This is a genomic window from Coprococcus sp. TM115-187, from assembly GCF_027679115.1.
GTDB lineage: Bacteria > Bacillota > Clostridia > Lachnospirales > Lachnospiraceae > Allocoprococcus > Allocoprococcus comes.
Genome location: NZ_JAQEKS010000015.1, coordinates 22,223 through 48,429, shown reverse-complemented (window position 1 = coordinate 48,429; position 26,207 = coordinate 22,223). Strand labels below are relative to the sequence as shown.

Annotated in this window: 24 protein-coding genes and 1 pseudogene; 21 read left to right on the top strand and 4 right to left on the bottom strand. The window is 42.5% G+C overall.

Annotated elements, in window-relative coordinates; genetic code table 11:
* The first annotated feature begins 87 nt into the window (after positions 1 to 87).
* From PGW42_RS10695 to PGW42_RS10660, 8 genes are all read left to right on the top strand, one after another.
* Complete coding sequence (locus PGW42_RS10695) at positions 88 to 1,209, top strand: 5-methyltetrahydropteroyltriglutamate--homocysteine S-methyltransferase (protein ID WP_270203242.1); 1,122 nt, start codon at positions 88 to 90, stop codon at positions 1,207 to 1,209.
* 90 nt (positions 1,210 to 1,299) lie between these two features.
* Positions 1,300 to 1,824, top strand: a complete 525-nt coding sequence (locus PGW42_RS10690; RefSeq protein WP_022220868.1) for a nitroreductase — start codon at positions 1,300 to 1,302, stop codon at positions 1,822 to 1,824.
* 11 nt (positions 1,825 to 1,835) lie between these two features.
* Positions 1,836 to 2,786 (top strand): radical SAM protein, encoded by a 951-nt coding sequence (locus PGW42_RS10685; RefSeq protein ID WP_270203243.1) that lies wholly within the window; start codon positions 1,836 to 1,838, stop codon positions 2,784 to 2,786.
* 947 nt (positions 2,787 to 3,733) lie between these two features.
* Positions 3,734 to 5,041, top strand: coding sequence for a putative ABC transporter permease (locus PGW42_RS10680; RefSeq protein WP_270203244.1), 1,308 nt, complete (start codon positions 3,734 to 3,736; stop codon positions 5,039 to 5,041).
* 142 nt (positions 5,042 to 5,183) lie between these two features.
* Positions 5,184 to 6,185, top strand: coding sequence for a permease (locus PGW42_RS10675; protein ID WP_270203245.1), 1,002 nt, complete (start codon positions 5,184 to 5,186; stop codon positions 6,183 to 6,185).
* A 260-nt stretch (positions 6,186 to 6,445) separates the two neighbouring features.
* Positions 6,446 to 6,787, top strand: a complete 342-nt coding sequence (locus tag PGW42_RS10670; RefSeq protein WP_117556838.1) for an ArsR/SmtB family transcription factor — start codon at positions 6,446 to 6,448, stop codon at positions 6,785 to 6,787.
* Positions 6,780 to 7,712 carry a CobW family GTP-binding protein gene (locus PGW42_RS10665; protein ID WP_117556840.1) on the top strand — a complete coding sequence of 311 codons (933 nt, stop codon included), beginning with the start codon at positions 6,780 to 6,782 and terminating at the stop codon, positions 7,710 to 7,712. Before PGW42_RS10670 ends, PGW42_RS10665 begins: the two co-directional genes overlap by 8 nt.
* 15 nt (positions 7,713 to 7,727) lie before the next feature.
* A complete protein-coding gene (locus PGW42_RS10660) occupies positions 7,728 to 7,964 on the top strand; it encodes a thioredoxin family protein (RefSeq protein WP_055158380.1) in 237 nt (78 codons plus the stop codon).
* Between the two features lie 192 nt (positions 7,965 to 8,156).
* Here PGW42_RS10660 and PGW42_RS10655 read toward each other — a convergent pair whose 3' ends face one another.
* Positions 8,157 to 9,296 (bottom strand): ROK family protein, encoded by a 1,140-nt coding sequence (locus PGW42_RS10655; protein ID WP_270203246.1) that lies wholly within the window; start codon positions 9,294 to 9,296, stop codon positions 8,157 to 8,159.
* 247 nt (positions 9,297 to 9,543) lie between these two features.
* Here PGW42_RS10655 and PGW42_RS10650 point away from each other — a divergent pair, with 247 nt between their 5' ends.
* The 13 genes and pseudogenes from PGW42_RS10650 to PGW42_RS10585 form a co-directional block, all read left to right on the top strand.
* Entirely contained in the window at positions 9,544 to 11,160 is a 1,617-nt protein-coding gene (locus PGW42_RS10650) for a mannitol dehydrogenase family protein (protein WP_270203247.1), read from the top strand.
* Positions 11,161 to 11,187: 27 nt separating this feature from the next.
* Positions 11,188 to 12,546: a GntP family permease gene (locus PGW42_RS10645; RefSeq protein WP_270203248.1), complete on the top strand. Its 1,359-nt coding sequence runs from the start codon at positions 11,188 to 11,190 to the stop codon at positions 12,544 to 12,546.
* 222 nt (positions 12,547 to 12,768) lie between these two features.
* On the top strand, positions 12,769 to 13,773 hold the full coding sequence (locus PGW42_RS10640; protein WP_243172260.1) for a carbohydrate kinase family protein: 1,005 nt from the start codon (positions 12,769 to 12,771) through the stop codon (positions 13,771 to 13,773).
* Position 13,774: 1 nt separating this feature from the next.
* Positions 13,775 to 14,167, top strand: a complete 393-nt coding sequence (locus tag PGW42_RS10635; RefSeq protein WP_270203249.1) for a VOC family protein — start codon at positions 13,775 to 13,777, stop codon at positions 14,165 to 14,167.
* A 34-nt stretch (positions 14,168 to 14,201) separates the two neighbouring features.
* Positions 14,202 to 14,351, top strand: a complete 150-nt coding sequence (locus tag PGW42_RS10630) for a hypothetical protein (protein ID WP_270235142.1) — start codon at positions 14,202 to 14,204, stop codon at positions 14,349 to 14,351.
* A gap of 247 nt (positions 14,352 to 14,598) precedes the next feature.
* Positions 14,599 to 14,760 (top strand): DUF6040 family protein, encoded by a 162-nt coding sequence (locus PGW42_RS10625; RefSeq protein WP_270203250.1) that lies wholly within the window; start codon positions 14,599 to 14,601, stop codon positions 14,758 to 14,760.
* A 367-nt stretch (positions 14,761 to 15,127) separates the two neighbouring features.
* A complete protein-coding gene (locus tag PGW42_RS10615; RefSeq protein WP_117556844.1) occupies positions 15,128 to 15,907 on the top strand; it encodes a hypothetical protein in 780 nt (259 codons plus the stop codon).
* Positions 15,907 to 16,713, top strand: coding sequence for a class I SAM-dependent methyltransferase (locus PGW42_RS10610; RefSeq protein WP_270203251.1), 807 nt, complete (start codon positions 15,907 to 15,909; stop codon positions 16,711 to 16,713). The genes PGW42_RS10615 and PGW42_RS10610 overlap by 1 nt, the downstream gene beginning before the upstream one ends.
* Before the next feature lie 13 nt (positions 16,714 to 16,726).
* Positions 16,727 to 17,662 carry an acyl-CoA thioester hydrolase/BAAT C-terminal domain-containing protein gene (locus PGW42_RS10605; protein WP_181974507.1) on the top strand — a complete coding sequence of 312 codons (936 nt, stop codon included), beginning with the start codon at positions 16,727 to 16,729 and terminating at the stop codon, positions 17,660 to 17,662.
* Positions 17,663 to 17,778: 116 nt separating this feature from the next.
* The gene (locus tag PGW42_RS10600) at positions 17,779 to 18,408 is read left to right on the top strand and encodes a TetR/AcrR family transcriptional regulator (RefSeq protein WP_227097610.1); all 630 of its coding nucleotides are present in this window, start codon (positions 17,779 to 17,781) and stop codon (positions 18,406 to 18,408) included.
* Between the two features lie 179 nt (positions 18,409 to 18,587).
* Positions 18,588 to 20,342: an ABC transporter ATP-binding protein gene (locus PGW42_RS10595; protein ID WP_117556848.1), complete on the top strand. Its 1,755-nt coding sequence runs from the start codon at positions 18,588 to 18,590 to the stop codon at positions 20,340 to 20,342.
* A 1-nt stretch (position 20,343) separates the two neighbouring features.
* Positions 20,344 to 22,083, top strand: a complete 1,740-nt coding sequence (locus tag PGW42_RS10590; RefSeq protein WP_270203252.1) for an ABC transporter ATP-binding protein — start codon at positions 20,344 to 20,346, stop codon at positions 22,081 to 22,083.
* Between the two features lie 500 nt (positions 22,084 to 22,583).
* Positions 22,584 to 23,273, top strand: a pseudogene (locus PGW42_RS10585) (hypothetical protein); the annotation flags it as partial.
* Positions 23,274 to 23,356: 83 nt separating this feature from the next.
* Here PGW42_RS10585 and PGW42_RS10580 read toward each other — a convergent pair.
* The 3 genes from PGW42_RS10580 to PGW42_RS10570 all read right to left on the bottom strand — a co-directional run bounded on the left by PGW42_RS10580 (position 23,357) and on the right by PGW42_RS10570 (position 26,164).
* Positions 23,357 to 24,979 carry a recombinase family protein gene (locus PGW42_RS10580; RefSeq protein ID WP_025483265.1) on the bottom strand — a complete coding sequence of 541 codons (1,623 nt, stop codon included), beginning with the start codon at positions 24,977 to 24,979 and terminating at the stop codon, positions 23,357 to 23,359.
* Between the two features lie 133 nt (positions 24,980 to 25,112).
* Positions 25,113 to 25,310 (bottom strand): transposon-encoded TnpW family protein, encoded by a 198-nt coding sequence (locus PGW42_RS10575; protein ID WP_270203253.1) that lies wholly within the window; start codon positions 25,308 to 25,310, stop codon positions 25,113 to 25,115.
* On the bottom strand, positions 25,307 to 26,164 hold the full coding sequence (locus tag PGW42_RS10570) for an ATP-binding protein (protein ID WP_002591338.1): 858 nt from the start codon (positions 26,162 to 26,164) through the stop codon (positions 25,307 to 25,309). Before PGW42_RS10570 ends, PGW42_RS10575 begins: the two co-directional genes overlap by 4 nt.
* Positions 26,165 to 26,207: the final 43 nt, after the last annotated feature.

Here is a 26,207-nt window from a genome sequence, read left to right as displayed (position 1 = left end):
TTTTTGTATTTTTCAGATGCAGAATACTCTGCTATACTTTCAAACATAAAAGACAGACAGTACGAAAGAGAAAAGGAGAGCTATATTATGAGTAAAAATACACCATTTCGTTATGATTATGTAGGAAGTTTTTTAAGACCGGAAACACTGAAAAGAGCAAGAAGAGATTTTGAAGAAGGAAAGATTTCAAAAGAAGAACTGACAAAAGTAGAGGATGCTGCAATTTTAGACCTGGTAGAGAAGCAGAAAAAAGCCGGATATCATGTGATTACAGACGGCGAGTTCAGAAGAGCAACCTGGCATCTGGATTTCATGTGGGGATTTAACGGGGTAGGACATGAGCCGACCAAGACCGGACTTCCGTTCCACGGAGAAGCTGCAATGATCGATGATACTTATCTTACCGGAAAGATTTCCGTAGATCAGCATCCGTTTGTAGAGCATTTCAAATTTGTAAAGGCACTGGAAGATGAAAATACAGTAGCAAAGCAGACGATTCCTGCACCGGCGCAGTTCCTGGAACAGTTTATTATGCCAATGTCCCTTCCGAATACCAATCAGTATTATCCGGATGTGGAAGAACTGGCAGAAGATATCGCAAATGGATATAAGAAAGTTATTCGTGACCTGTATGATGCGGGCTGTAGAAACATTCAGTTGGATGACTGTTCATGGGGAATGTGTGTAGATCCACATGCTACAGCAATTTTCGGAACCGATGAAGCCGGACTTCAGAAAATCATGGAACAGCTTCTTGCTATCAATAACCGTGCAATTGAGGGATCGCCGGAGGATCTGGTGATCAACACTCATGTATGCCGTGGAAATTTCCATTCTACTTATGCAAGCAGTGGTGCATATGACCGTGTGGCAGAAGCTTTATTCGCCCGTGAAAATGTAAGTGCATATTATCTGGAATTTGATGATGCACGTTCTGGTGGATTTGAGCCGTTGAAGAGTGTAAGTGGTGATAAAAAAGTGGTTCTCGGTCTGATCACAACCAAGTCACCAAAGCTGGAAGATAAAGAAGACGTAATTAAGAGAATCCATGAAGCAGCGAAATATGTCCCGCTCGACAGACTGTATTTGAGTCCACAGTGTGGATTTGCTTCCTGTGAAATCGGAAATAAACTGACAGAAGAAGAACAGTGGAAGAAGCTTGCACTGGTAAAAGAAATCGCGGAAGAAGTCTGGGGCGAAGAAAAATAAGCCAGATATAAAAATTTAATAAATAAGATACATACAGCTCCTTTCAAATCGTGCTACAATAGAAGCAGATTTGAAAGGAGCTGAAAATTTATGAATGAAGTAATCAAAAATATGGAAGAACGCAGAAGTGTCCGTGGATACAAACCGGATATGATCAGAAAAGAGGATCTGGATACGATCATTGAGGCCGGAACTTATGCGGCAACGGGAATGGGAATGCAGTCACCGATTATCGTGGCAGTGACGGATAAAGCAACAAGAGATCAGCTTTCAGCAATGAATGCAAAAATTATGGGAACCGATACAGATCCGTTTTATGGTGCACCGGTAGTTCTTATTGTACTTGCAGATAAGGCAAGACCGACATATCTTTATGATGGAAGTCTTGTGATGGGAAATCTGATGAATGCAGCGCATTCGCTTGGAATCGGAAGCTGCTGGATCCACCGGGCAAAAGAAGAATTTGAATCCGAGGAAGGAAAGGCTCTTCTGAAAAAATGGGGAATCGAAGGAGACTATGAAGGAATCGGTCATTGCGTACTTGGATATGCGGCAGCAGAACTTCCTGCAGCAAAACCAAGAAAAGAAAATTATGTCTATTATGTAGAAGCATAGGAGTGTGACATATGGATTACGAAGGACAGATTTGCCGGGCTCCGATGGAAAGAAGCTCTTTCATGCTTCCGGTTATGGTTGGATGCTCCTATAATCAGTGTAAATTCTGTAATTTATTCCGGCATCTGAAGTATCGGGAACTTCCGATGGAACAGATTGAAGCGGAACTAAAGAGAGTGCGGGAACTGCATGGGAAGCCGAAGAAGATCTTTCTGGGGGATGGTAATGCATTTGGTCTGAAGACAGAAAAATTGTATGAGATTCTGGATCTGATCGCATATTACTTCCCGGAATGTGAAGGGATTAATATGGATGCGACTGTTACGAGTATTTTACATAAAAGCCAGGAAGAGCTGGAAATGCTTGCTAGAAAAAAGGTAAAGCATCTGTATCTTGGAATCGAGAGCGGACTGGATGATGTGCTGAAATTTATGAAAAAAGATCATGATCTGGCACAGGCATATCAGGCAATCGACAGGCTTCATGAAGCAGGACTGATCTATGATGCACATATTATGACCGGAGTCGCAGGAAAAGGAAGAGGAATGGAAAATGCAGAAGCACTGGCGCAGTTCCTGAACAGGACCAATCCGGCGCATGTAGTGAATTTTTCCATGTTTCTGCATAAAGAAGTTCCGTTATATCAAGATATACGGCAAGGTACTTTTGTTCCGGCAAATGAGCTGGAAACAATTCGGGAAGAATATCATCTGATCGAGAGGATCGCACCGGAAAAAGCAGGAGCAAATATTTTATATGATGGTTTTCATGACTTTATCCATGTGAGAGTCAGAGGACATCTTCCGGGTGATAAAGAAAAAATGCTTGCCAAATTAAATGGTATCATTCAGGAATATGAAGGAAAAGAGCCGGTTTATTCCTTTGTACAGGGGGAATGCCCGGATCTGGAATACTGTGATGATGGTAAAGCAGTATGGGATATGGACCGGAAGACTTCATAGAATCCGCTGTACTATGAATCTGCAGAAATTGAGCGCGTCAGCAGGCGCGCTCTTGAACTTTGGAACAAAAAATATGTCATAAAAAATCCACTGTATCTGATCTTTCAGCTACAGTGGATTTTAATTTGATCCATCCATTGGATTATCCTCCTTATTCACTTCTTATCTATCTGAAACTATTATCTCAAATAGTTTTTTCTATGTAAATTTTAATAATTATTATGCCATTGGTCTACACCTCTTACTCTTATTGATTTGATATTGTATAAATTATCTTGCCATTGGTCTGTACCTCTTGCTTTCATCAGATTTATTCTGGTTTTAAATTATGTTCCTTTTGGTCCATACCTCTTACTTTCATTAGATTTGTTCTGATTTTAAATTAAGTTTCCGGTGGTCTGTACCTCTTACTTTCATTAGATTTTGTTCTGGTTTTAAATTATGTTCCTTTTGGTCCGTACCTCTTACTTTCATTAGATTTGTCCGAGTTTTAAATTAAGTGTCCTTTGGTCCATACCTCTTACTTTCTTAGACTTTGGAGTTAAGATTAAGTTTCTGGTGGTCCGTCCTCCTTTTGTTTTGTTGATATTATAATATCTCACAAAATGCAAAATGTCAATAAAAAATCTGAAAAAAATAAAATAATTTTAAATATATGAAATAAATCAGGAATACAGATAAAAAAATAGAGAAATGTATATGATAAACAAATAAATATACAGAAAAAGCAGAATGCGCAGTCCGAATTCCGACTACAGAAAATGAAATGGGCGGTGTGGATATGCGGAATCCGCAGATTATCGAGACGGTATGGGGAGTCGGATACCGGTTTAACCGGCTGTAAAAAAACGATTGGTGTTATATAATATCTTTACGGATAAAATCCCAATTGTAAGTTCATGGTTGGCATGATAAGATGATACCATGAATTTACAAAGGAGAAGACTATGAATCACTATACTGGATATGAATTACTGTGGCTCTTTTTTATTTATTCTTTTGGTGGCTGGGTATTGGAAACGATATCGGCAACTTTGAAGCAGAGAAAGTTTGCTAACCGAGGCCTGGTAAATGGACCGTTCTGTGTGCTCTATGGTCTGACCGCAATTGCGATGACAGTGGGATTACAGGAACTTCGGGGAATCTGGCTATTTATCTTTGCAACGGTCTATGCAACAGTTGCAGAATGGGTCAGTGGACATCTGATCGAAAAAGCATTCAAGGCAAGATGGTGGGATTATTCAAATATCAAATGGAACCTGGATGGATATATTTGTCTTCCGGCTTCACTATTTTGGGGTGTGCTCGGTTATCTGGCAGTGAGATGGTGCAATGGGATCACGTTGATTTTATTACATATTCTGCCGAAGCTTCTGATGCATATTGTGCTGCTGACACTGATCGGTGTACTTTTTGTGGATATCTTTGGTTCCTTTATGCTTCTTACCGGAAAGAGTAAGAATCCGGAGCGCTGGATTGCAACGGATGCCGGGATGGATAAGATCAGCACAAAAATTGCGGGAAAGATTGCCGGAAGTCTGGAAAAGCGTCTGAAAAAAGCATATCCAAAGGCAAGAAAAATTGAAGAGGAAATCCGGGAAGAGAACGAAGAAAAGGTATTTGCAAAAGGGTGCGGCTTTTATAAGATCGTGATGCTGTTTATGATCGGTGCTTTTCTGGGAGATATCACAGAAACGCTTTTCTGTCGTGTGACGGCTGGAGTATGGATGAGTAGAAGCAGTGTGGTCTGGGGACCGTTCAGCATTGTCTGGGGGCTTGCAATTGCACTTGTCACAGCACTTTTGTACAAATATAAGGATAAAGGGGATCGTTTTCTTTTCCTTACAGGAACATTGCTTGGTGGTGCTTATGAGTATTTCTGCAGTGTGTTTACGGAACTTGTATTTGGAAAAGTGTTCTGGGATTACAGTAAGATCCCGTTTAACCTGGGAGGTCGAATCAATTTGCTCTACTGCTTTTTCTGGGGAATTGCTGCGGTTGTGTGGTTTAAAATATTATTTCCACCTGTGGAAAAATGGATTGAAAAAATACCGGCAGTTGCAGGAAAGATTCTGACCTGGGTTTTACTGGGATTTATGGTTTGCAACATTCTGGTATCCTGTGTGGCACTGGTAAGATATGATGAGAGAGGAAATGGTGTGCAGGCGACAAATGCCGTCCAGAAGTGGGCGGATGCACATTATGATGACGCAAAGATGAAGAAAATCTATCCAAATGCGAAGGGGATAAATTAGAAAAAAAGCGGGAACATATTGACAAAATTCTATATGAAGAGTAAGATGTAGTTAGAAAACCGGTGTGAGAAATAGATTGCACCGGTTAAAAAATGAAAAATATATAGAAATATTTCTATATTTCTATGGGAAGGGAGAGAGAATGAAAATCATAAAAAACGGATGGGATTTCTTTCAGGACCAGATTCTTGGAATGCACTGGCTGAAAGATCTGATCGGAAAACTTCTTGTTAAAGCCGGATTGGGAGAGGGGAGGTTTCCAGGAGAATTTCTTCACTTTTTCCTGTATGATATCATAAAAATTTTTGTGCTGCTTGCGGTGCTGATCTTTGTGATATCCTATATTCAAAGCTATTTTCCGCCAGAGAAAAGCAGAAAGATTATGGGAAGATTTCATGGAATCTGGGCGAATCTGATCGGAGCACTTCTTGGAACAGTGACTCCGTTCTGCTCCTGCTCATCGATTCCGATCTTTATGGGATTCACCAGTGCGGGATTGCAGCTGGGAGTTACTTTCTCGTTTCTGATTTCATCTCCGATGGTGGATCTGGGATCTCTGGTTCTTCTGATGAGTGTCTTTGGAGGGAAGATCGCATTTGCTTATGTGATTGTCGGACTTGTCATAGCTGTTATAGGGGGAACGATCATTGAGCGGCTGCATATGGAAGACCAGGTGGCAGATTTTATCCGGCAGGCGCCGAATGTGGAGGTAGCTTCGCCGTCACTTACAATAGCAGACCGTATGGATTATGCAAAAAATCAGGTTGTGGCTACCGTCAAAAAGGTAGCTCCGTATATCGTTGTCGGAGTCATCATCGGGGCAGCTATCCACAATCTGATCCCAGAGCATATCGTCCGAAGCATTCTTGGAAAACAGACCTGGTACGCCGTGCCACTGGCGACAGCAGTAGGCGTTCCGATGTATGCAGATATTTTCGGAACCATCCCAGTCGCAGAAAGCCTGCTAGCAAAAGGGGCAGGACTTGGAACGATTTTATCCTTTATGATGGCAGTGACTACACTTTCCCTTCCATCAATGGTAATGCTGTCCAAAGCGATTAAGAAAAAGTTACTCGGAACATTCATTGGAATCGTGTGTATCGGAATCATCATTGTGGGGTATGGGTTTAATGTGATAATATAGGGTAGCAAACTCATATGCCGTTCGTGCTTGCACGAAAAGGCATATGAATTTGCTACCCGCCGGACATGAGGAAGGAGCGATTTGCGAAGGAAATCAGCGGAATCCGAATGGCCGGAGGATTGCGTGAGCAGCAACGCTGCGGAGCAATCCGTAATATTATCAAAGTAGTGGGGCGAATTTAAATATCATTCGTGCTTGCACGAAAAGGCATATGAATTTGCTACCCGCCGGACATGAGGAAGGAGCGATTTACGAAGAAAATGCAGATAGACTATGAAAAATATGCCCGTATATTCAAAGTGATGTCGGATCCGAAACGCCTGAAGATCATCGACATGTTATCCGAAGGAGAATTATGTGCCTGTAAGATCCTGGAGGAATTTCATATTACACAGCCGACCTTATCGCATGATATGAAGCTGATGTGTGATCTGGGAATCGTAAAGGCGCGCAAAGAAGGAAAATGGATGCAGTATTCTCTGGACATAGACGTAATGAATGAGGTTTATAAGACAGTGGGGCATCTGATGATTCCGGGAGATTATGCCGGACTTTTAAATTGCAATTGTAATACGGAAAAGGAGAAAATGAATCATGAGTAAAATTAAATTATATTTTCTGACAGGGTTCTTAGGAGCTGGGAAAACGACAATCTTGAGAAATCTGCTTGAAAACATGGAAGGAACAAAGGTTGGGGTAATCCAGAATGAACTGGGAAAGATCAGTATTGACGGAACGGTGCTTCAGAATAATGATATCCAGATGATAGAATTGAACAGAGGCTCTATTTTTTGCAGTTGCCTTCGTTTATCCTTTGTGGATGCACTGACGCAGATGGCACAGAAAGGTCTGGAATATGTGTTTGTGGAAAGCTCTGGATTCGGGGACCCGTCTAATGCAGAAGAAATTCTTGCAGCCACAGAAGTAATGGCGCCTGGGGCATATGACTTCAGAGGATGCATCTGCCTGGTGGACTGTTATAATTTTCTGGATCAGATCGGGGATTCAGAGACAATTGACCGTCAACTTAAACACTGCAATCTTGCGGTTCTGACAAAGGTTGATCTGGTGGGTAGCGAGCAGATTGAACAGGTGAAAGACAAAGTGCGTGAAATTAATCCGGTATGCCCAATTACAGAGAGTGCGAATGGAAATATTGACCGTTCGTTTTATGATATGGATCTGATGCTGTACAAATGGGCAGAATGTGAGGATACTACGAATTCATCGAAAAATAAACCGAAAACATTTTCCATGGATTTTACAGGAGAGATCCAGAAGGAAAAGCTGGAAGCTTTCCTTGCAAAGATTGAACCGGATGTTTTCCGTGTAAAGGGATTCTTTAAAGTAGAAAAAGAAGGATGGGAAAAGGTTGACGTAGTTGGAAAAAAACGGGATTATGCACCTTACGAACCACAGCCGAAGTCTCAGCTTGTTTTTATTTCCAAAATCGGAATTGCATTGATCCGCGAAATCGCGGCAGCGTGGGAAGAATGTGTGGGACTTCCTATGAAACTGAATAATTAAATCTGGAGGCAGGATATGAATATAAAAGTAATCGGAAGTGGCTGTGAGAACTGTGATAAGACGAATGCAGTTGTGAAAGAATGTCTGGAGGAACTTGGAATCGATACGGAGATTGAAAGAGTTACAGATCTGGTTGAGATTGTAAAACTGGGTGTGATGACGGCTCCATCGGTTATGATTGATGGAAAACTGGTAGTTGCAGGGCAGGTTCCTTCAAAGAAACAGATGATGAAAATATTGAAAAATAGTTAATAGCTTGTTTTATTCACGGAATGAAACAGGTTTTACATTACTCAGCAGAACGCGGAAAGGTGTTACACTTACATCGGATGGAGAGACTGGAAAAGAATAAAAAGGACAGAGATCTGTGGATGATGTGTTTCTCAAAAAAATGAGAGAAAGACATGACAGATTCTGTCCTTTTTATGATAGTTAGCGTGAATATTACGATACAACCGGCGTCAGGAACTCCTTGATGTAATAAAGTGCTGCGCCGATCGCCGGAGTATACTGTCCGTGATTCCCTACCAGAAGCTGGTCTTCGGCCATCTGAAAGAGAGAACCTTCATTGACTTTATTTAGCAGATACTGCATATCCGCATCCAGAAAATACGGTGCAAGATAGCCGCTGATGATCACCGGACTGTCAATCACAAGATTCAGGTTGCGGATTGCAAAAGCAAGATGATCCAGATAGTTCCGCCAGATCTGTATAAGGTTCGGAGCCTGTGTTTGATGCAGGAGATTAAAAAAATCTTTGATCGGCATACCGGCAGTAACTTTCAGAGCATTAGCGGAGCAATAAGTTTCCAGACATCCATGATTGCCACAGTAGCATTTTGGACCGTCCGGGTCGATGCAGATATGCTCGATCAGCCCGCTGCGCATATGATTTCCATGATGGACTTCATGCCCGGTGATGATCGCACCGCCCAGGTTTGGATTCAGCAGAAAGACCAGTGCACTGTCAAGCTGCGGATGATTCCAGAGCTCCAGATCCGCCGCTGCTTTGGAGTCATGTTCCAGATGACACGGATACGGAAGTCTGGAGGAAAAATCCGAAAGCTGCATATTTGCATTTCCCATAATATCGCCGTAGGTTACGGCAGTTCCATCTGATGAGATGATTCCCTGTGTGGCAATCGAAATTCCCTCAATTTTTTCAGGAGCGTAATGATTCTTCTGGATAAAGAGCTCTACATTTGCAGCAAGGGCAGTGTAGTAAGCATCGCTGTTCTCATATGGGAGTTCAATTGTCTCTGTTGCAACTGCATCTCCATATAAATTCACGGCTACAATATGAAACATATCTTTTAAAATCCCAAGTCCGATCGAAATACGGAAATCTTCAACAATTTTTATAATATGGGCCTTTCGTCCGCCGGTTGATTCAAAATATCCATTCCGGCTGATCAGACCGTCATTTTCCAGCTCATTTAAATTCTGGCTGACAGTAGAAAGTCCCATCTGCAGATCCTGAACGATCTGGAGTTTGGATGTTTCTTTTTGCTGATAAATATATTGGTACACTTTTTCCCGATTGATTTTTTTCAGGGTAATCGTGGTCATTCCTTTTTCTTTCATGATATTCTCCTTTACTTATGCGTGAATCATACACACAAGATATGAACTTATTCTAATATAGATGTGCGGATAAAACAAGAGCTTTCTGATTCGCTTTGTGAAAAATAGATAAAAATAGAATTGTAAAATTGTATTTTTTGTCAATAGACAACTCACTTTTGTGGTTATATACTACACTTACAACTTAGATATAAGCGTAAGTCAAAAACATAACTAAAAAGAAAAAAGTAAAACGGGAGGTAACAAAATGAAGTTAACAATCGAAGAAATCAAAGACCGTGCGGCATGGGAGAAGGCAGGAATTGCACTTCCGGGATATGATGTGGAGAAGATATCTGAAAAAGCAAAAGAAGAACCGGGATGGGTTCATTTTGGAATCGGTAATATTTTCCGTATTTTTATCGGTGGAATTGCAGACGGACTTCTGGAAGAAGGTGTACTGGACAGAGGAATCACCTGTGTAGAGACATTTGACTATGACGTAGTAGATAAAATTTATGATCCATATGACAATCTGGGACTGAGCGTAATTCTGCATGGGGACGGAACACGTGAATATAAAGTACTCGGATCCCTTGCAGAAGCAGTAAAAGCACAGTCTTCTGATTTGGCACAGTGGAACCGCCTGAAAGAGATCTTTACAAGCAAATCTCTTCAGATGGTATCCTTTACAATTACCGAAAAAGGATATGCTCTGCAGAAAGCAGACGGAACCTGGTTTCCATTCGTGGAAGCGGACATTAAGAACGGACCGGACAAAGCGACAGGAGCCATGGCAGTACTGGTAGCAATGCTTTATGAAAGATTCAAAGCAGGAAGATATCCAATTGCACTGGTATCTATGGATAACTGTTCCAAGAATGGTGCAAAACTCCGTGAATCTGTTCTTACAATGGCAGAAGAGTGGAAGAAGCAGGGATTTGTAGATGATGATTTCATTACATATGTAAGTGATGAAAAAGTCGTTGCCTTCCCATGGACCATGATCGACAAGATCACTCCACGTCCGAGCGAACAGATTGCAGATGATCTTGAAGCTCTCGGTGTGGAAAAAATGCAGCCGGTCATCACCGGAAAGAAAACTTACATTGCTCCATTTGTAAATGCAGAAAAACCGCAATATTTGGTCATTGAAGACAGTTTTCCGAACGGACGCCCGGCACTGGAAAAAGGATTTGGAGTTTATATGGCGGACAGAAATACAGTAAATCTTTCGGAACGAATGAAAGTAACGGTATGCTTAAATCCGGTTCATTCAGCCACAGGTCCGCTTGGTGTCGTACTTGGATATGATCTGTTCGCACATATGCTTAATACCAATGAAGATATGATGAAGATGGCAAGAATGGTTGCTTATGACGAAGGACTTCCGGTAGTGGCAGATCCTGGAATCCTTTCTCCACAGGCATTTGTGGATGAACTTTTTAATGACCGTTTTCCGAATGAATATCTGGGAGATACAAATCTCCGTCTTGCAGTTGATGTGTCACAGATGGTTGGTATCCGTTTTGGCGAGACGGTAAAAGCTTATGTGGCAAAATACGGAGATGCATCAAAACTGACAGCAATTCCGCTTGGTATTGCAGGCTGGCTCAGATATATGCTGGCAGTTGATGATGAAGGAAACAAATTCGAACTGGCACCGGATCCGATGAATGAAGAAATCGGAGAACAGCTTGGTGACATCGTAGTTGGAAAGCCGGAGACATTGAAAGACCAGCTGAAACCGATCCTGTCCAATGAACGTCTGTTCTTTACCGATCTTTACAAAGATGGTGTCGGTGAAAAGATTGAAGAAATGTTTCGTGAAATGATCGCAGGACCAGGTGCTGTAAAAGCAACGATCCACAAATATGTTCACTAATCAGGAAGAATACGGGAGGAAATGAAAATGTCAGAAACAGTATTTGCAGCAGATCCGACAAGACTGCTGATCGCTGCGGCAGCGGGAATCGTCTTATTATTACTGCTGATCATAAAATTTAAATTTCATCCGGTATTGTCTCTGTTGATTTCTGCTCTGTTGATCGGACTCGGAGCCGGGATGCCGGTTCCGACTCTGGTAAATACGGTAGAAAAAGGTGCAGGAGAAACCTTACAGGGAATTGTACTGCTGATCGGTCTGGGTTCCCTGTTTGGAGGTATACTGGAAGTGTCGGGTGGCGCACAGTGTGTTGCACAGACACTGGTTAACAGGTTTGGTGAAAAAAAAGCAGGGATTGCCCTTGGAATTACCGGACTTGTAGTTGGAACGACTGTTTTCTTTGAGGCAGGAGTTGTAATCTTAATTCCGCTTGCTTTCGGACTGGCAAAGAAAACAAAAAAATCAACTTTGTATTATGTGATTCCGCTTCTTGCAGGTCTTGCAACCGGATTTGCCTTTATCCCGCCGTCAGCTGGATCGGTTCTGGTTGCCAATATGCTTGGAGTAGATCTTGGAATTATGATTGCAGTTGGTGTGCCAATCGGAATTTTATCACTTATTTTTGCCGGAATTTTATGGTCAAAATTTATCGGGACCAAGATTCATACCGGACTTCCAACTACAGTTTCAGAAGTAAGGGAAGAGGAAGAAGCAAATCTTCCCAAATTTTCAACTGTCATTGCGATCATCCTTGTTCCGCTGGTACTCATTCTGTGCAGCACACTTTCGGAATATATTCCGGCACTTGATGGAATACGACCGGTACTGGAATTTGTGGGAACACCATTTGTAGCGCTGATCATTGCAGTTCTGTGTGCAATGTATTTTCTTGGAAAGAAGCAGGGATATGGCGGGGAACAGCTGAAAAAGATCATGGACAGATCTCTCCGACCGACAGGACAGATCCTTCTGGTTATTACCGGAGGCGGAATCATTCGTTGGGTGCTTCAGGACTGCGGGATGGGAGACATCATCGGACCGGCACTGGAAAAGAGCGGTCTTCCGTTAATCTTAGTTGCATTTCTGATCGCAGCTCTGGTAAGAGCATCGGTTGGAGCGGCAGTGGTTGCGATGACGATGGCAGCCGGAATTATGGCATCCATGCCGGCGGTTGCAGGACTTTCGCCATTATACCTTGCAGCGATGGTCTGTGCGATTACCGGTGGTGCAACGGCATTCAGTCATGTGAATGATTCTGGTTTCTGGCTGGTAAGCTCCTTGCTGGAAATTGATGAAAAGACAACCTTAAAATCATGGACGATGATGGAGACGATTATCGGATTTACCGGTCTTATCTGTGCCCTGATTATCAGCATATTTGCTTAGGAGGAAAAAATGATTGCGAAAGTAATATTGGGAACCATGACAAATGCACGGAAACTGGTTAGCATTGCAGAGCGGATTTCCTGTGACGTAGAGCTTTGCAGTGGCAGATATGTGGTCAATGCGAAATCCATGCTCGGTGTTTTAAGTATGCCTAAATTTGAATACGGAGAACTGCATATCCACACGGACGAAGAAAATGAATGCAACCAGGTTCTGGAGAGACTGCTTGAAGAAGGACTTCTTGCAGATACCAATGATGCGGCAAAACGGTCGCTTTACGACATTACAACATTTGGTGAGATCCTGATCGATTTTACCTGGCAGGGAGTAAATGAAGACGGGCAGACACTATTTGCCCAGAATCCGGGTGGCGCTCCTGCAAATGTTGCAGTTGCGGTGGCAAAACTTGGTGGACATACCGCTTTTATCGGGAAGGCAGGAAAGGATATGCATGGAGAGTTTTTGAAATCTGTGCTGGAAAAAGAAAACGTGGAAACGGAAGGAATGCTTCTGGATGAAAAATATTTTACGACTCTTGCGTTTGTAAATATTGATGAGAATGGAGAGAGAACATTTTCTTTTGCAAGAAAACCGGGAGCAGATACCAGAATGGAAAAAGAAGAAATCGATGTTGATATTCTGGATAAGACACATATTTTCCATGTCGGTTCTCTGTCACTTACGGAACAGCCGGCAAGAGATACCACACATTATGCGATCCGGCGCGCAAAAGAAAAAGGAAGTATTATCTCGTATGATCCGAATTACAGAGCCTCTTTATGGAAGGATGAGGAGACTGCAAAGAAACAGATGAGAAGTCTGGTTCCTTACGTGGATATCATGAAAATTTCAGATGAAGAAACGAAGCTTCTGACAGACAAAGAAAGTCCGGAAGAAGCGACAGAAATTTTATTCCGGAAGGGTGTCAAGATCGTTGCAGTCACGCTGGGAAGCGATGGAGCATATCTGTACTGCAAAGAAGGCGGTGTACATATTCCGGGATTTGTGAGCAAAGCGGTGGACACCAATGGAGCAGGAGATTCCTTCTGGGGAGGATTTTTATACTGTATCAGCAAAGCCGGAAAGAGACCGGAAGCATTTACCATGGATGAACTGAAAGAGTATGTACGGTTTGGCAACGCGGTGGCAAGCCTTTGTGTAGAGAGGAAAGGCGCGATCCCTGCAATGCCGGAACTTGCACAGGTTGAAGAAAGGATGGGACGTTAAGATGGATCTGAAAATATATACAACAGGGATTCAGCATATCGGGATTCCGACAAATGATATTGAAAAAACAATTGCTTTTTATCAGAAACTGGGATTTGAGATTGCACTTCAGACGGTGAATGAAGAAGCAGACGAAAAGGTTGCATTTCTGGAACTGGAAACGCTTGTGATCGAGACTTATGAAAATAAGGCTGCAAAGATGGAGAGCGGAGCAATTGATCATGTGGCGATCAATGTGAAAGATATCGAAGAAGTGTATCGATATATTGAAGCCGAAAAAATGAACACAACGAAGGATACCATTCATTTCCTTCCGTTCTGGGATAACGGCGTGCGGTTCTTTACGATTGAAGGACCGAATAAGGAGAAGGTAGAGTTCAGTCAGTATTTATAAAATTGTAGATTTTTCGATAGCTTATTATGAGCGGATGGATGAAGCAGTGAGATATGGACCGGTTTGCAGAAGAGATATCCGTCTTTATAGTGAACAGGAACAACAAATTTATAAATATGTATTGGAAAATGGCTTTATTACTACTGCTGAAACAGTTGGAAGAAAAAGAACCACTGCCGGATAAAGAAGCAGATTAAATGGCATGGGTAAGAGCTGCTAATCAGCACAGACTTATATCTTTCTGGTGGACAATCAGGATAACGCACTTAATATTGTGATGTCAGGTTATCAGGCACTTTGTCTGGTGCAGGAAGATGACGGGTATTATTTCAGTGCAGATTCTTTTATAGAGGAAATGAGAGCTATTCAGTTTACTGGCAGCTGTTCAAAGAGAAAGAGTATCTTGGCAAACTGGATAATCAGAAAGAATTATGATAGTAATGATTGCAGAAGCAATAAAACGATACAAAAAAATGTGGGATAAAATTTCTCAGATGTTTTTACTTGGAAGTCTTTCGGGGATTGCAGTGCTAGGAGATGTAATCAGAGAATATCTGCTTGTGAATTTAATTGTGTTATCAAAATTTGGTTGATTAACCAGGTAAAAGTGATATACTGAATGCATAAGAAAAGAAACCGTGTGGAATTATAGTTTTGTTTTCACACGGTTTTTTAGAAAATGAGAGTTAGATATCACTAACATGGGCGCTGGCAGTTTTTTTGAAAATGAAAAAGAGGACGGATTTCTATGAGAATATTGATTTATGGTGCAGGTGTGATTGGATCCTTGTATGCGGTCTTATTTGCAGAAACTGGTTATAATACTTATGCTTGCTGTTACATTCGAAAGTAGCTTTGGAGATAAATTTATGTATCAACATGCCAGGAAGGCACCAGATGAAATGAGGGAGCTGCATAAGCAATTTTATGCTTATATGAAAAAACTAAAGGAGGACAGATATGAAATTTTATGAAAGTGGAGACAGTAGTAAACCAGTGATATTTTTATTTCCTGGTACCTGTTGCCTGTATAGCAGCTTTGAACATGTACTGGATAGATTACATTCTTATTTTTACACGGTAACAGTTTCTTATGATGGATTTGATCCAAATGAGAAAACAGAATTTTATTCAATGGAAGATGAATGTGAAAAGATTGAGCTGGAAATCAAGAAAAAGTATGGTGGAAGAATTAAAGCAGCGTATGGGTGTTCCCTTGGTGGAAGTTTTGTATCCCTTTTGATTCAGCGAAAAAGAATTCATATAGATCATGGCATTATTGGGAGCAGTGATATGGACGAAGCAGGTCGTCTTGTGGCAAAAATCAAGTCATCCATGGTAGTCCCTTTCATGTATAAAATGATACATACAGGTGCTCTTCCGAAATTTATGCAGAAAAAACTGAATAAGACAGATGAGGTTAAAAAAGAATTATATAATGGATTTTTGAATATGTTTGGAATCGGTAAAGGAGGAAATCCATGGATTACGAAACAGAGTGTTTATAATCAGTTTTATTCTGATCTGGTTACGAAAGTCCAGCATGGAATTGATGTGCCGGGAACTACGATACACGTGTTTTACGCAACAAAGATGGGCAGAAAATATGAAAAGAGATATTGTACTTATTTTAAAAATCCGGATATTCGGAGACATAACATGCAGCATGAAGAACTGTTTTGCTGTCATAGTGCAGAGTGGGTGGAAGAAGTAAGAAAGGCAGTGGAAGGCGACAGATAATGAAAGAAAAAGTGAATGTGACAGGTGTGCCGGAAACGATGGTACAGACCCTGTATGCAAGAGCAAAAGAAACAAAAAAACAAAATGCAAAGATCAAAGATGAGATTGCAGTAGAACTTGTGGAAAAGCTGGACTATGACTTTTCTATAGCAGATAAAGATAACGCTATGAACTATGGTGTGATTGCAAGAACAATTGTATTAGACCAGATGGTTGAGCAATATTTGAAGAAGCATGAAAATACAGTTGTCGTAAATATTGCATGCGGACTGGATACCAGATGCTACCGGATGAAGGAAAAATATCTGTGCTGGTATAATGTAGACCTTCCGGAAACAATGAAAATAAGGAGCCAGTTCCTTACCGAAACTGATCCGGTGTATCAGATTGCAAAGTCTGCAATGGATGATTCCTACATAGATGATATCGATTATCACGGTAAGAATATTCTGGTAATAATCGAAGGACTTACAATGTATTTGTATGAGAAAGATATCAGGAAGATGTTTTCTATTATTGATAAATCATTTCAGAAAGTTACAGTAATGGTCGAAACCATGTCACCCTTTGTTGTAAAGCATATGAAAGAGAAATCCATAGAGGGAAGCAATGCAAAATTCACATGGGGAGTTAAGAACGGAACAGAACTGCAAAGAATTGTGCCGGCATTTTCTGTTCGGCAGGAAGTCAGTCTTGTTGAAGGAATGAAAGAGCTTATGCCTGTTTATTGTGTAATAGGTAAGATTCCGGCTGTTCGGAATATCTCAAACAAAATAATAGTTTTGGAGAAACGTGGCCGATATTAAGGAGATGATACAAATGAAGAAAAGACATTTTGATGTGGAAACAGATGGATTTTATGGTGCATACTGGAAATGTAAAACAGGCTCAGACTGTGCAATGATAGCAATGATCGGGGATGATCCAGAGGATTATCTGGCGCGTACATCCGTGAAATGGCTACATAAACTTGGCGTAAATGTGATGACAATGTCACCTGGAAAAAAAGATTATGGACATCATAATTATCCATTGGAACGTATAGAGAAAGCAATCAATTGGTTAAAAATGAATAGTAATCAGAAGATAGGAATTGTCGGGGCATCTACTACAGGAACACTTGCATTGACTGCCGCTTCTTATTTTGAGAATATTACATTAACGATAGGTCTGACACCGAGTGATTTTATCTGGCAGGGGTTTATGCAGGGCAAAAAAGATGGCTGTAAGGAATGGCCGATTGAAGGAGAATCTCTTTTTTCTTACAAAGGAGAACCCCTTCCGTATATGCCTTTTTGCTACAAACATCCGGATTACTGGCATGTGATTAAGAAAGAAACAAAACGGACCGGTGATATGATTAATTCAAGAAAACTGTTTGATGACTCGGAAAAGGCTCATCCAATCACAGAAGACGAGATGATCAAGATTGAAAAAATCCATGGAACAGTATTGTTAATTGGTGCGGAAGATGATGTGTTGTGGGATACTGCAAAATATATCCGCCGTATGAAGCAGCGTATGAAAGAACATTCACACACATGCAGATTGGATTATGTCATTTATGAGCATGGAACCCATTTCGTTTTTCCGGAGAGCATGCTAAAGACAATGCTCCCGGTTGGATCCGGACTCTTTGTGAAACTGGCATTTCAGGCAGCAAGAAAACATCCGAAAGAATGTCGCAGAGCACGTCTGGATATTGACTGGCGGGTAAGAAATGCTGTTGCAAAATGGAAAAGAGTAGATAGATAAAAGATAAAGAAAATCTAAACAGTAGACTTGACAAATTCCTATAATGAGTTAAAATATAACAGTGCTATATAACACTGTTATATTTATGAAAAGAAAATTTTGAGGATACAAAAAGCATGTCGACGAAAGCAGAAGATACACAGAAAAACATATTAGATACAGCCAGAAAACATTTTCTGAAAGATGGTTTGACAGGAGCATCTTTAAGAAATATTGTAAAAGATGCAGGGCTTACTACTGGCGCATTTTACAAATATTATCCGACGAAAGAGGCACTTTTTGATGCGCTGACGGATCCCTATATGGAACATATTTATCAGATTTATGACCAGATCGTTGAGGAGTTTGAAAAGCTTTCTGCCAGTGATCAGACAAGGAATATGTCGGATACATCCAGTGATGGGATGGAGCAGATGGTTGATTATATCTATGATCATTATGATAATTTCAGATTATTGTTGAAATGCGGAGACAGTGGAAAATTTGAACTATTCATACACAATATGGTAGAGCGGGAAATGAAGTCCAGCCTGAAATATATGGAAAAAATGAAAGAGAACGGTGTCAAAATACCGACTGTAGAGGAAAGTCTTATGCATATGATCTATACGGGATTTTTTTCATCAGTATTTCAGATTATTGAGCATGATATAGACAGGGAGACTGCAAAGAAAAATGTACATCAACTGAAAGAATTTAATACAGGTGGCTGGGAACGATTGTGGAATATTGAATTTCCAGTATAACTGATGCAGGAATTCTGAATAGGTTATGTGTGTTGCAGGTTCTGGATTCCTGAATAAAGTTCAGACAGGATAATAATATCAGGTGGTTGATGCCAGTAAACCACCTATTTTATTATATGTTGGTTAGCACGAACTAACAGAAGGTAAAACAATAAAACGAACGTAAGGAGTGAACAGATGTGAAAGAAAAAAAGAAGTCGGCAGTCAGTTGGATCCTGACATGGGCCGGACAAAAAAGAATTGCCTATGTGTGGAGTGTGTTACTTGCAATAGGAAATGTGATTTTTAAGATTTTTCCGTATTTTATCATTGCAGATGTAGTTAAGCTGTTTTTAAGTGGTGAAAAGGAGTTTGAACCATATCTTGCAAAAGCAGTTTTCATTGCACTGTCGTTTATCATTGCAGAACTGTTTCATTCGCTCTCGACAGCATTGTCACATAAAGCAACGTTTGCGGTACTCGCAAATATAAGAGAAACCTGCTGTGACAAGCTGGCGCGGGTGCCGCTGGGTTATGTAAAGGATACACCCTCCGGTACATTTAAAAATATCATGGTGGAAAGAATCGACAGTATCGAGACGACACTGGCGCATATTGTCCCGGAATTCACGTCCAATCTGCTGGCACCGGTTGTGATTTTAATCTATTTCTTTCTGACAGACTGGAGACTGGCACTCTGGTCATTGGTGCCGGTTATTGTTGGACTATTCTCTTATTTTGGAATGATGCTGGATTATAAACCAAGCTTCGAGAGAACGGTTCAGACAACAAAAGATCTGAATGATGCGGCAGTGGAATATATTGACGGAATCGAAGTGATCAAGGCATTTGGAAAGACAGAAAGTTCTTATGCAAAATTTACAAAGGCGGCTATGGCTTATGCAGATTCCTTTATTTCCTGGATGAAACGGTGCTCGATCTTTCATGGACTGATGATGGTGGTCACACCTTATACGCTTCTTACGGTATTGCCGTTTGGGGCACATTATGTAGCCAATGGAACACTTGCGATTTCAGATTTTGTCATCTGCATTATTTTATCACTTGGAATCGTTGGACCGTTGATCACAGTGGGTTCCTATACAGATGATCTTGGCAAGATCGGAGTGATTGTTGGTGAAGTGACAGGAATTCTGGAACAGCCGGAGCTTGAACGTCCAGAGAAAAGTAAAAGTGTTCCAAAAGATAACTCCGTTACTCTTGAAGATGTCAGATTTGGTTATCACGACAAAGAAATCCTGCACGGAGTAACTATGGAGCTGAAAGCAGGAACGGTAAATGCAATCGTAGGACCTTCCGGAAGCGGCAAGTCGACCATCGCAAAGCTGATTGCGTCCCTGTGGGATGTGGATTCCGGAAGCATCAAAATCGGTGGAGTTGATGTCAAAGAACTGGCATTTGCAGATTTTAATCGGAAAATTGCATATGTTGCACAGGACAATTATCTGTTTAATGAAACAGTCCGTGAAAATATCAGACAGGGAAATCCGGATGCTACAGATGAACAGATCATCGAGGTGACAAAGAAAAGTGGATGCTATGAATTTATCATGCAGTTGGAGAATGGATTTGATACGGTTGTAGGAGGTGCAGGAGGACATCTGTCAGGTGGCGAGAGGCAGCGTATCTCCATTGCAAGAGCAATGTTAAAGGATGCTCCGATCGTGATCCTTGATGAGGCAACTGCCTACACAGATCCGGAAAATGAGGCAATTCTGCAGAATTCTATCGCAAAACTGGTAGCAGGGAAGACCCTGATCGTAATAGCACACAGACTTTCTACTGTTAAGGACAGTGACCAGATCTTTGTTGTAAATGATGGAAATGTAACAGCACATGGCACACATGAGGAACTTCTGGTGTCATGCCCGCTTTATAAGGAAATGTGGAATGCCCATATTTCTGTAAAAGATACGGTGAAGGAGGGAGAATGATATGTTTGGGATTCTGGCAAAATTCTTTCGTTTTTCAGGCAGGGAAAATGGCAATAAATTTAAACTGTCGATAGTGATCGGACTCATAGAGGCTCTTGCCTCAGCAATGAAGATTCCGGCTATTATGTACATATTGATTGGTTTGATGAGTGGAAAACCAATAGGAAAATATATTGGTGGTTCAATTGCGATCATGGTGATTGCAATTGTAGTTGATGTCATCTGTAAGAGATACTCTACAGTGCTTCAGACAGAAGGCGGATATAATGCGAGTGCTTTTATGAGAATCAAGATTGCAGAGCATCTGCGTTATCTGCCGATGGGATATTTTAATGCCAACAGCATCGGGGAAATTTCTTCTATTACGACGAATACAATGGAAACACTTGGCGATGTAGCTGCGAGAGTGGTTATGCTGACCATGCAGGGAATTCTGGAAACATCCATGATCATTCTTATGCTGTTTCTTTTTGACTGGAGAATTGGACTGACAGCTGCAGCAGGAGTGCTTATTTTCTTTGGTGTAAATGCTGTGATGCAGAATGCAGGGAAAAACGATTCAGAGCAAAAAGTGGTATGCGATACAGAGCTTGTAAATCAGATCATGGAGTATCTGCAAGGAATATCAGAAGTAAAATCATACAACCTGCTTGGAAAACAGGCAAAAAGATTAAATGATGCAAATGAAGCATGCGAAAAGATTAATACAAAGATGGAGATGTTGTTTGTCCCTTATCATTTTCTGCAAAGCGTCATAACAAAAATCACAGGTGCAGTAATCGTAGCATGCAGTGCATATTTTTATATTAATGGAACTATGAGTGCGGTCTATGCGATCGGTATGACAATTTCAGCATTTATGCTTTATGCCAGTCTGGAATGTGCAGGAAATTATTCATCTCTTTTACATGTGGTAAGCGTATGTGTAGATAAAGCAAATGCAATATTGGAGCTGGATACCATGGATATCGACGGTAAAGAAATACAGCCGGAAAATTACGATATCAGACTTTCTAATGTTTCGTTTTCTTATGACAAACGGAAGATCATTGATGATATATCGCTCTCTATTCCGCAGAAAACGACGACAGCAATCGTTGGACCATCTGGTGGAGGAAAATCAACACTTTGCAATCTGATCGCCAGATTCTGGGATGTGGATTCAGGGGAAGTGACACTTGGAGGCGTGAATGTAAAAGACTATAGTATGAACAGTCTGATGCGTAATTTTTCATTTGTATTTCAGTCTGTGTATTTGTTTGCAGACACCATTGAGAATAATATTAAATTCGGACGCCAGGATGCAAGTCATGAGGAAGTGGTGGAAGCGGCGAAGAAAGCATGTTGTCATGATTTCATCAGCAAACTTCCGAATGGATATGACACAGTGATCGGAGAAGGAGGAGCTACACTTTCCGGTGGCGAGAAGCAGCGTATTTCGATAGCCAGAGCAATCATGAAGGATGCACCAATCGTCATATTGGATGAGGCAACGGCCAATGTTGATCCGGAGAATGAAAAGGATCTGATGGATGCAGTAGATGCGCTTACAAAGGAAAAAACGATTATTATGATTGCCCACAGATTAAAAACGGTCAGACATGCAGACCAGATTGTGGTTGTTGAAAAAGGAAGAATTGCACAGCAGGGAACACATGAGCAATTAATGAAACAGGAAGGTATTTATAAGAGATTTGTGGATGCAAGGCAGCAGGCGGTAAGTTGGAAACTGGTGCACTGAGAAATAATCCACAGTTGGTGAATATTCAAATTGAATTGTCTGAAAGAGATTTAATTTAAGTTTCGCTAAGTTTCACTTATATAGGCAGAATGAGGGATATTCAATAAAGTAATATGAAAAAAGCACTGAAAACTGATCATAAACTTGCAGGGCGTTTATTTTCACCATTTTGCATGGCTCGTAGCGTTCACAAATTCTTCACAAAAAAATTAGCACTCACCTCTTGGTATTGTGACGTTGGTTTTGTCTAGTTTCATATAGTCCCGTAACGCCCTAGTTACAAGGGTTTCACGTATTTTGAAAATTTGTAGCTGTTCATCAAAAATCGTCATTTTTCAGAAATTTGGGGTCAAAATTGGCGTCAGATAGCACACCAGAGAGAAAAATTAAATATTTTATAGACTATGGAACGTACACTTTTGGCGTTCCTTTTCTATTTCCAGTCGTTCAGAAATGGACGGCTTTTTTCATACCCAAAATCGAAAGGAGAAAGAAGAAATATGAATAAGCTAGTAAAGCGATTGCTGACAGGAACGCTTGCTTTTGCAACCATTCTCACGGCATTACCAGTGACGGCGGTTCATGCTTCCGGCAATCAATACTGGACAGAATCAGCAGAACGTGTCGGCTACATTGAACACGTTATGAATGACGGTTCTATCAAATCTACATTCAATGAGGGACACATGAAAGTTGAGGGCGAAACTGCCTACTGTGTGGACATCAATACCAGTTTTAAGAATGGATATAAAACACGTTCTGACGCAAGCACCCGTATGAGTAGCGATCAAATTGCGGACGTTGCTCTTTCCTTAGAGTACGTCAAGCAATATACCGCTTCTCATACGAACTTGAATTACAAACAGGGATACTTGCTGGAACAGTGTGTTGTCTGGCAGAGATTGAGTGAACAGCTCGGCTGGCAGTGCGATAACGTCAGAGCTTCCTATAATGAAATTTCACAGGCGGTACAGAATGAAGTGTACGCTGGTGCGAAAGCATTTGTGAAAGCAAACAAGGGACGTTATGAATGTGGCGGTTACATTTATACTGGCGAAGGACAGGACATCGGACAGTTCTGGGCGAAGTTAAATGTGGGAAATGCAAAAGTCAAAAAGACTTCTTCCAATCCAACGGTCACAGATGGTAACGCCAGCTATTCCTTTGAGGGTGCGACATTTGGTGTCTATTTGCTCATGTGAGATAAAGAAGTAAAAGAAGTGTAAAAAATTTTGCCGTTCCCTGTCCGGCTGACTGCCGGACGGGTCGGGCTTTAGTCGGGCAGCTCTACCTTGCCGACAAAAGAGTAATAGATTTCGATTTCCTGTCTGCGGAGCTTCCCCCGGCGTTTCCCGTCCAGTGCTTCCGATTCGTGGATTACGATTTTCTCCACAAACTCCCGCAACAGGGTAGGGGTAAGTTCCTCAAAGCTGGTGTACTTGCGTACTACTTTCATAAACTTTTCAGCGTTTGCCGTGGCTTCCAGCGTCCTTGAAAGCTCGCCCTGCAGAACGGCGGCACGCTCTTTCAGTTCCTTTTGCTCGGCTTCGTAGTCTGCCGAAAGCTCCGTGAAACGCTCGTCCGATATGCGCCCGGTCACGCTGTCCTCATACAGCCGCTTGAAGATAGCGGAGAGTTCCGCAATCCTTTTTTCTGCCGCTTCCAGTTCTTTCTTCTTGGCTGCGTTCCGGCGTTTGCTCCCGTCCTCGTTCTGCTCGGTCAAGAGCTTCATAAACCGGGCTTCATGCTTGGCGGCGTACTGTGTGACTTTCCGCAAATTCTCGGTCACTCCCTCGGTCAAAAGGTCGGTGCGGATAAAGTGCGCCGTACAGTCGGCGGTACGTTTCTTGTAGCTGCCGCAGATATAGCAGTCCTGCCGCCGTTTGTCCGTCTGATACCTCTGCTGGTACATGACGCTGCCGCAATCGGCACAAAAGAGTATGCCGGAGAACAAGCCCACTTCATCATAGCGGTTGGGGCGTTTGCGCTGCTTGCGTAGCTCCTGCACACGCTCCCATGTGTCACGGTCTATGATGATTTCGTGGTGGTTCTCAAATACTGCCTGCTTGTCCTCGCTGTTGTAGATAATCTTGCTGTTTTTGTAGGATTGGGTGGTGGTCTTGAAGTTCACAAGGCAGCCCGTGTATTCCCGGTTTTCAAGGATATGCACCACGGTATTTGCCGCCCACTTGCACTCATAGCCGGGGTGGTAGCGGCGGGTTCTCCCTGTCCGGCGGTATTCCAGCGTTCCCGGCGTGGGGATTTCCTGCTCCGTAAGCATACGGGCTATCTTGGTCGGTCCGTTCCCGGCAAGGCATAAGCTGTAAATCTGCTTTACCACGGGTGCGGCTTCCTCGTCAATAATGAAATTTTCGTCCTCGTCCATGAGGTAGCCGTACACGGGCTTGCTTGTGACAGGCTTCCCGCTCATGCCTTTTGACCTCTTGACCGCTCTGATTTTCTTGCTCGTATCCCTCACCAGCCATTCGTTAAAAATGTTACGCAGAGGGGCAAAGTCATTGTCGCCCTGTGCGCTGTCAACGCCGTCATTGATTGCAATGAAACGGACGTTTTTCTGTGGGAAAATCATTTCCGTGTACATTCCCACTTGTAAGTAGTTTCGCCCTAATCTTGACATATCCTTTACAATGACCGTCCCCACAAGCCCCGCTTCAATGTCGGCAAGCATGGACTGGAAGCCGGGTCTTTGGAAATTTGCCCCGGAAAATCCGTCGTCCGTGTACCATTTGAGGTTGGTAAAGCCGTTCTGTTTGGCATAGGCTTCAAGAATCCGCTTTTGGTTGCTTATGGAATTGCTCTCGCCTTGCAGTTCGTCCTCATGGGATAATCTCGGATATAGGGCGGTAATAAGTGTTGTGGCAGTCTGTCTTGACATAAATTCCTCCGTTTCCGACAGCCAGCCCCACTATTCCGTAGGTCTATCATACCACATGGGGCGGCTGTCTGTACAGTCCTTTTTGCTACTTTATGTCGAAAAATATCACATTTTTTTATTAAGGTTTGTCGCACTATATGGCATGGGCGGCTGTTCCTCCTGCGGCAGCTTCCGCTTCCAGCACTTTCATCATTCTGTCGGCGGCGGTGGCGGTAGCGTCCTGTTTGAAGTAGCCGGAAACGACAAGCACGGTGTTCCCCCGGCGTACCTCGGTCACGCAGTCCGGACGGCGGGCAGTAGCGGCGGTGTTCCTGTTTGGGGTGTCGGTCATAGGCTCTCCTTTCCATTCATCAGCGTTTTCAGCCGTTCCATTTTCTCCTGCGCCGTGGCTTTTCTGAAATTCTCCCCGGTAAAGCAGACGGGGGAACACATTTCAAGCAGGCGGTCATAAATCCGGGCGTGGGGCGTGTCCTCCGGGTTCTGCAATTCTTCCAGCGTGAGGTTTGTCGTCACGATCAGCGGCTTATTGCTGCGGTATCGGCTGTCAACCACGTTGTAAACCTGTTCAAGCCCGTATTCCGTGCCGCGCTCCATGCCGAAATCGTCAAGGATAAGCAGGGGGAAGCGGCAAAGGCGGTCTATGTATTCGTTCCTGTCCTTGTAGCTGGCGGCAAGGTCGTTGAGGATAAGGGCAAAGTTTGTCATGCACACGGAAATCTCACGCTCCATAAGGGCATTGGCGATACACCCGGCAAAATAGCTTTTTCCCGCGCCGACTTTCCCCCATAAAAGGTAGCCGATATTCTCCGCTTCCATATCCTCCCAATGCGCCACATAGAAGTGCGCTTTATCCATTTGGGGGCATTTGCCGTTGTCGTTTTCAAACGTCCATTCCTGCATAGCCGGGTTGGTAAAGCCCATTCTTTTCAGCCGTCCGACTTCCTCCCGGTGCTTCTGTTCCCGGTCGGCGGCTTCCCGCTTTTCCCGGTCTGCCCGTTTGCAGTCACATTCTTTGGGGTGTCGGTCACGTCCGAAAAGCGTCTTTCCCTCCGCAAAATAGGCTTCTTTGGGCTGGCGGCATTTCCCGCAGTATAAAAGCCCGTCCTCCCCGGTGTAGTCCTCCGGCTCGGCTTCCTGTGCCGTGGCAAGCCGGAAAATGGCATTGTCATAGTCATACTCGCTCATAAAATAAAATCCTCCTGTTAATGGTCTTTTGGCACGCCCTGTT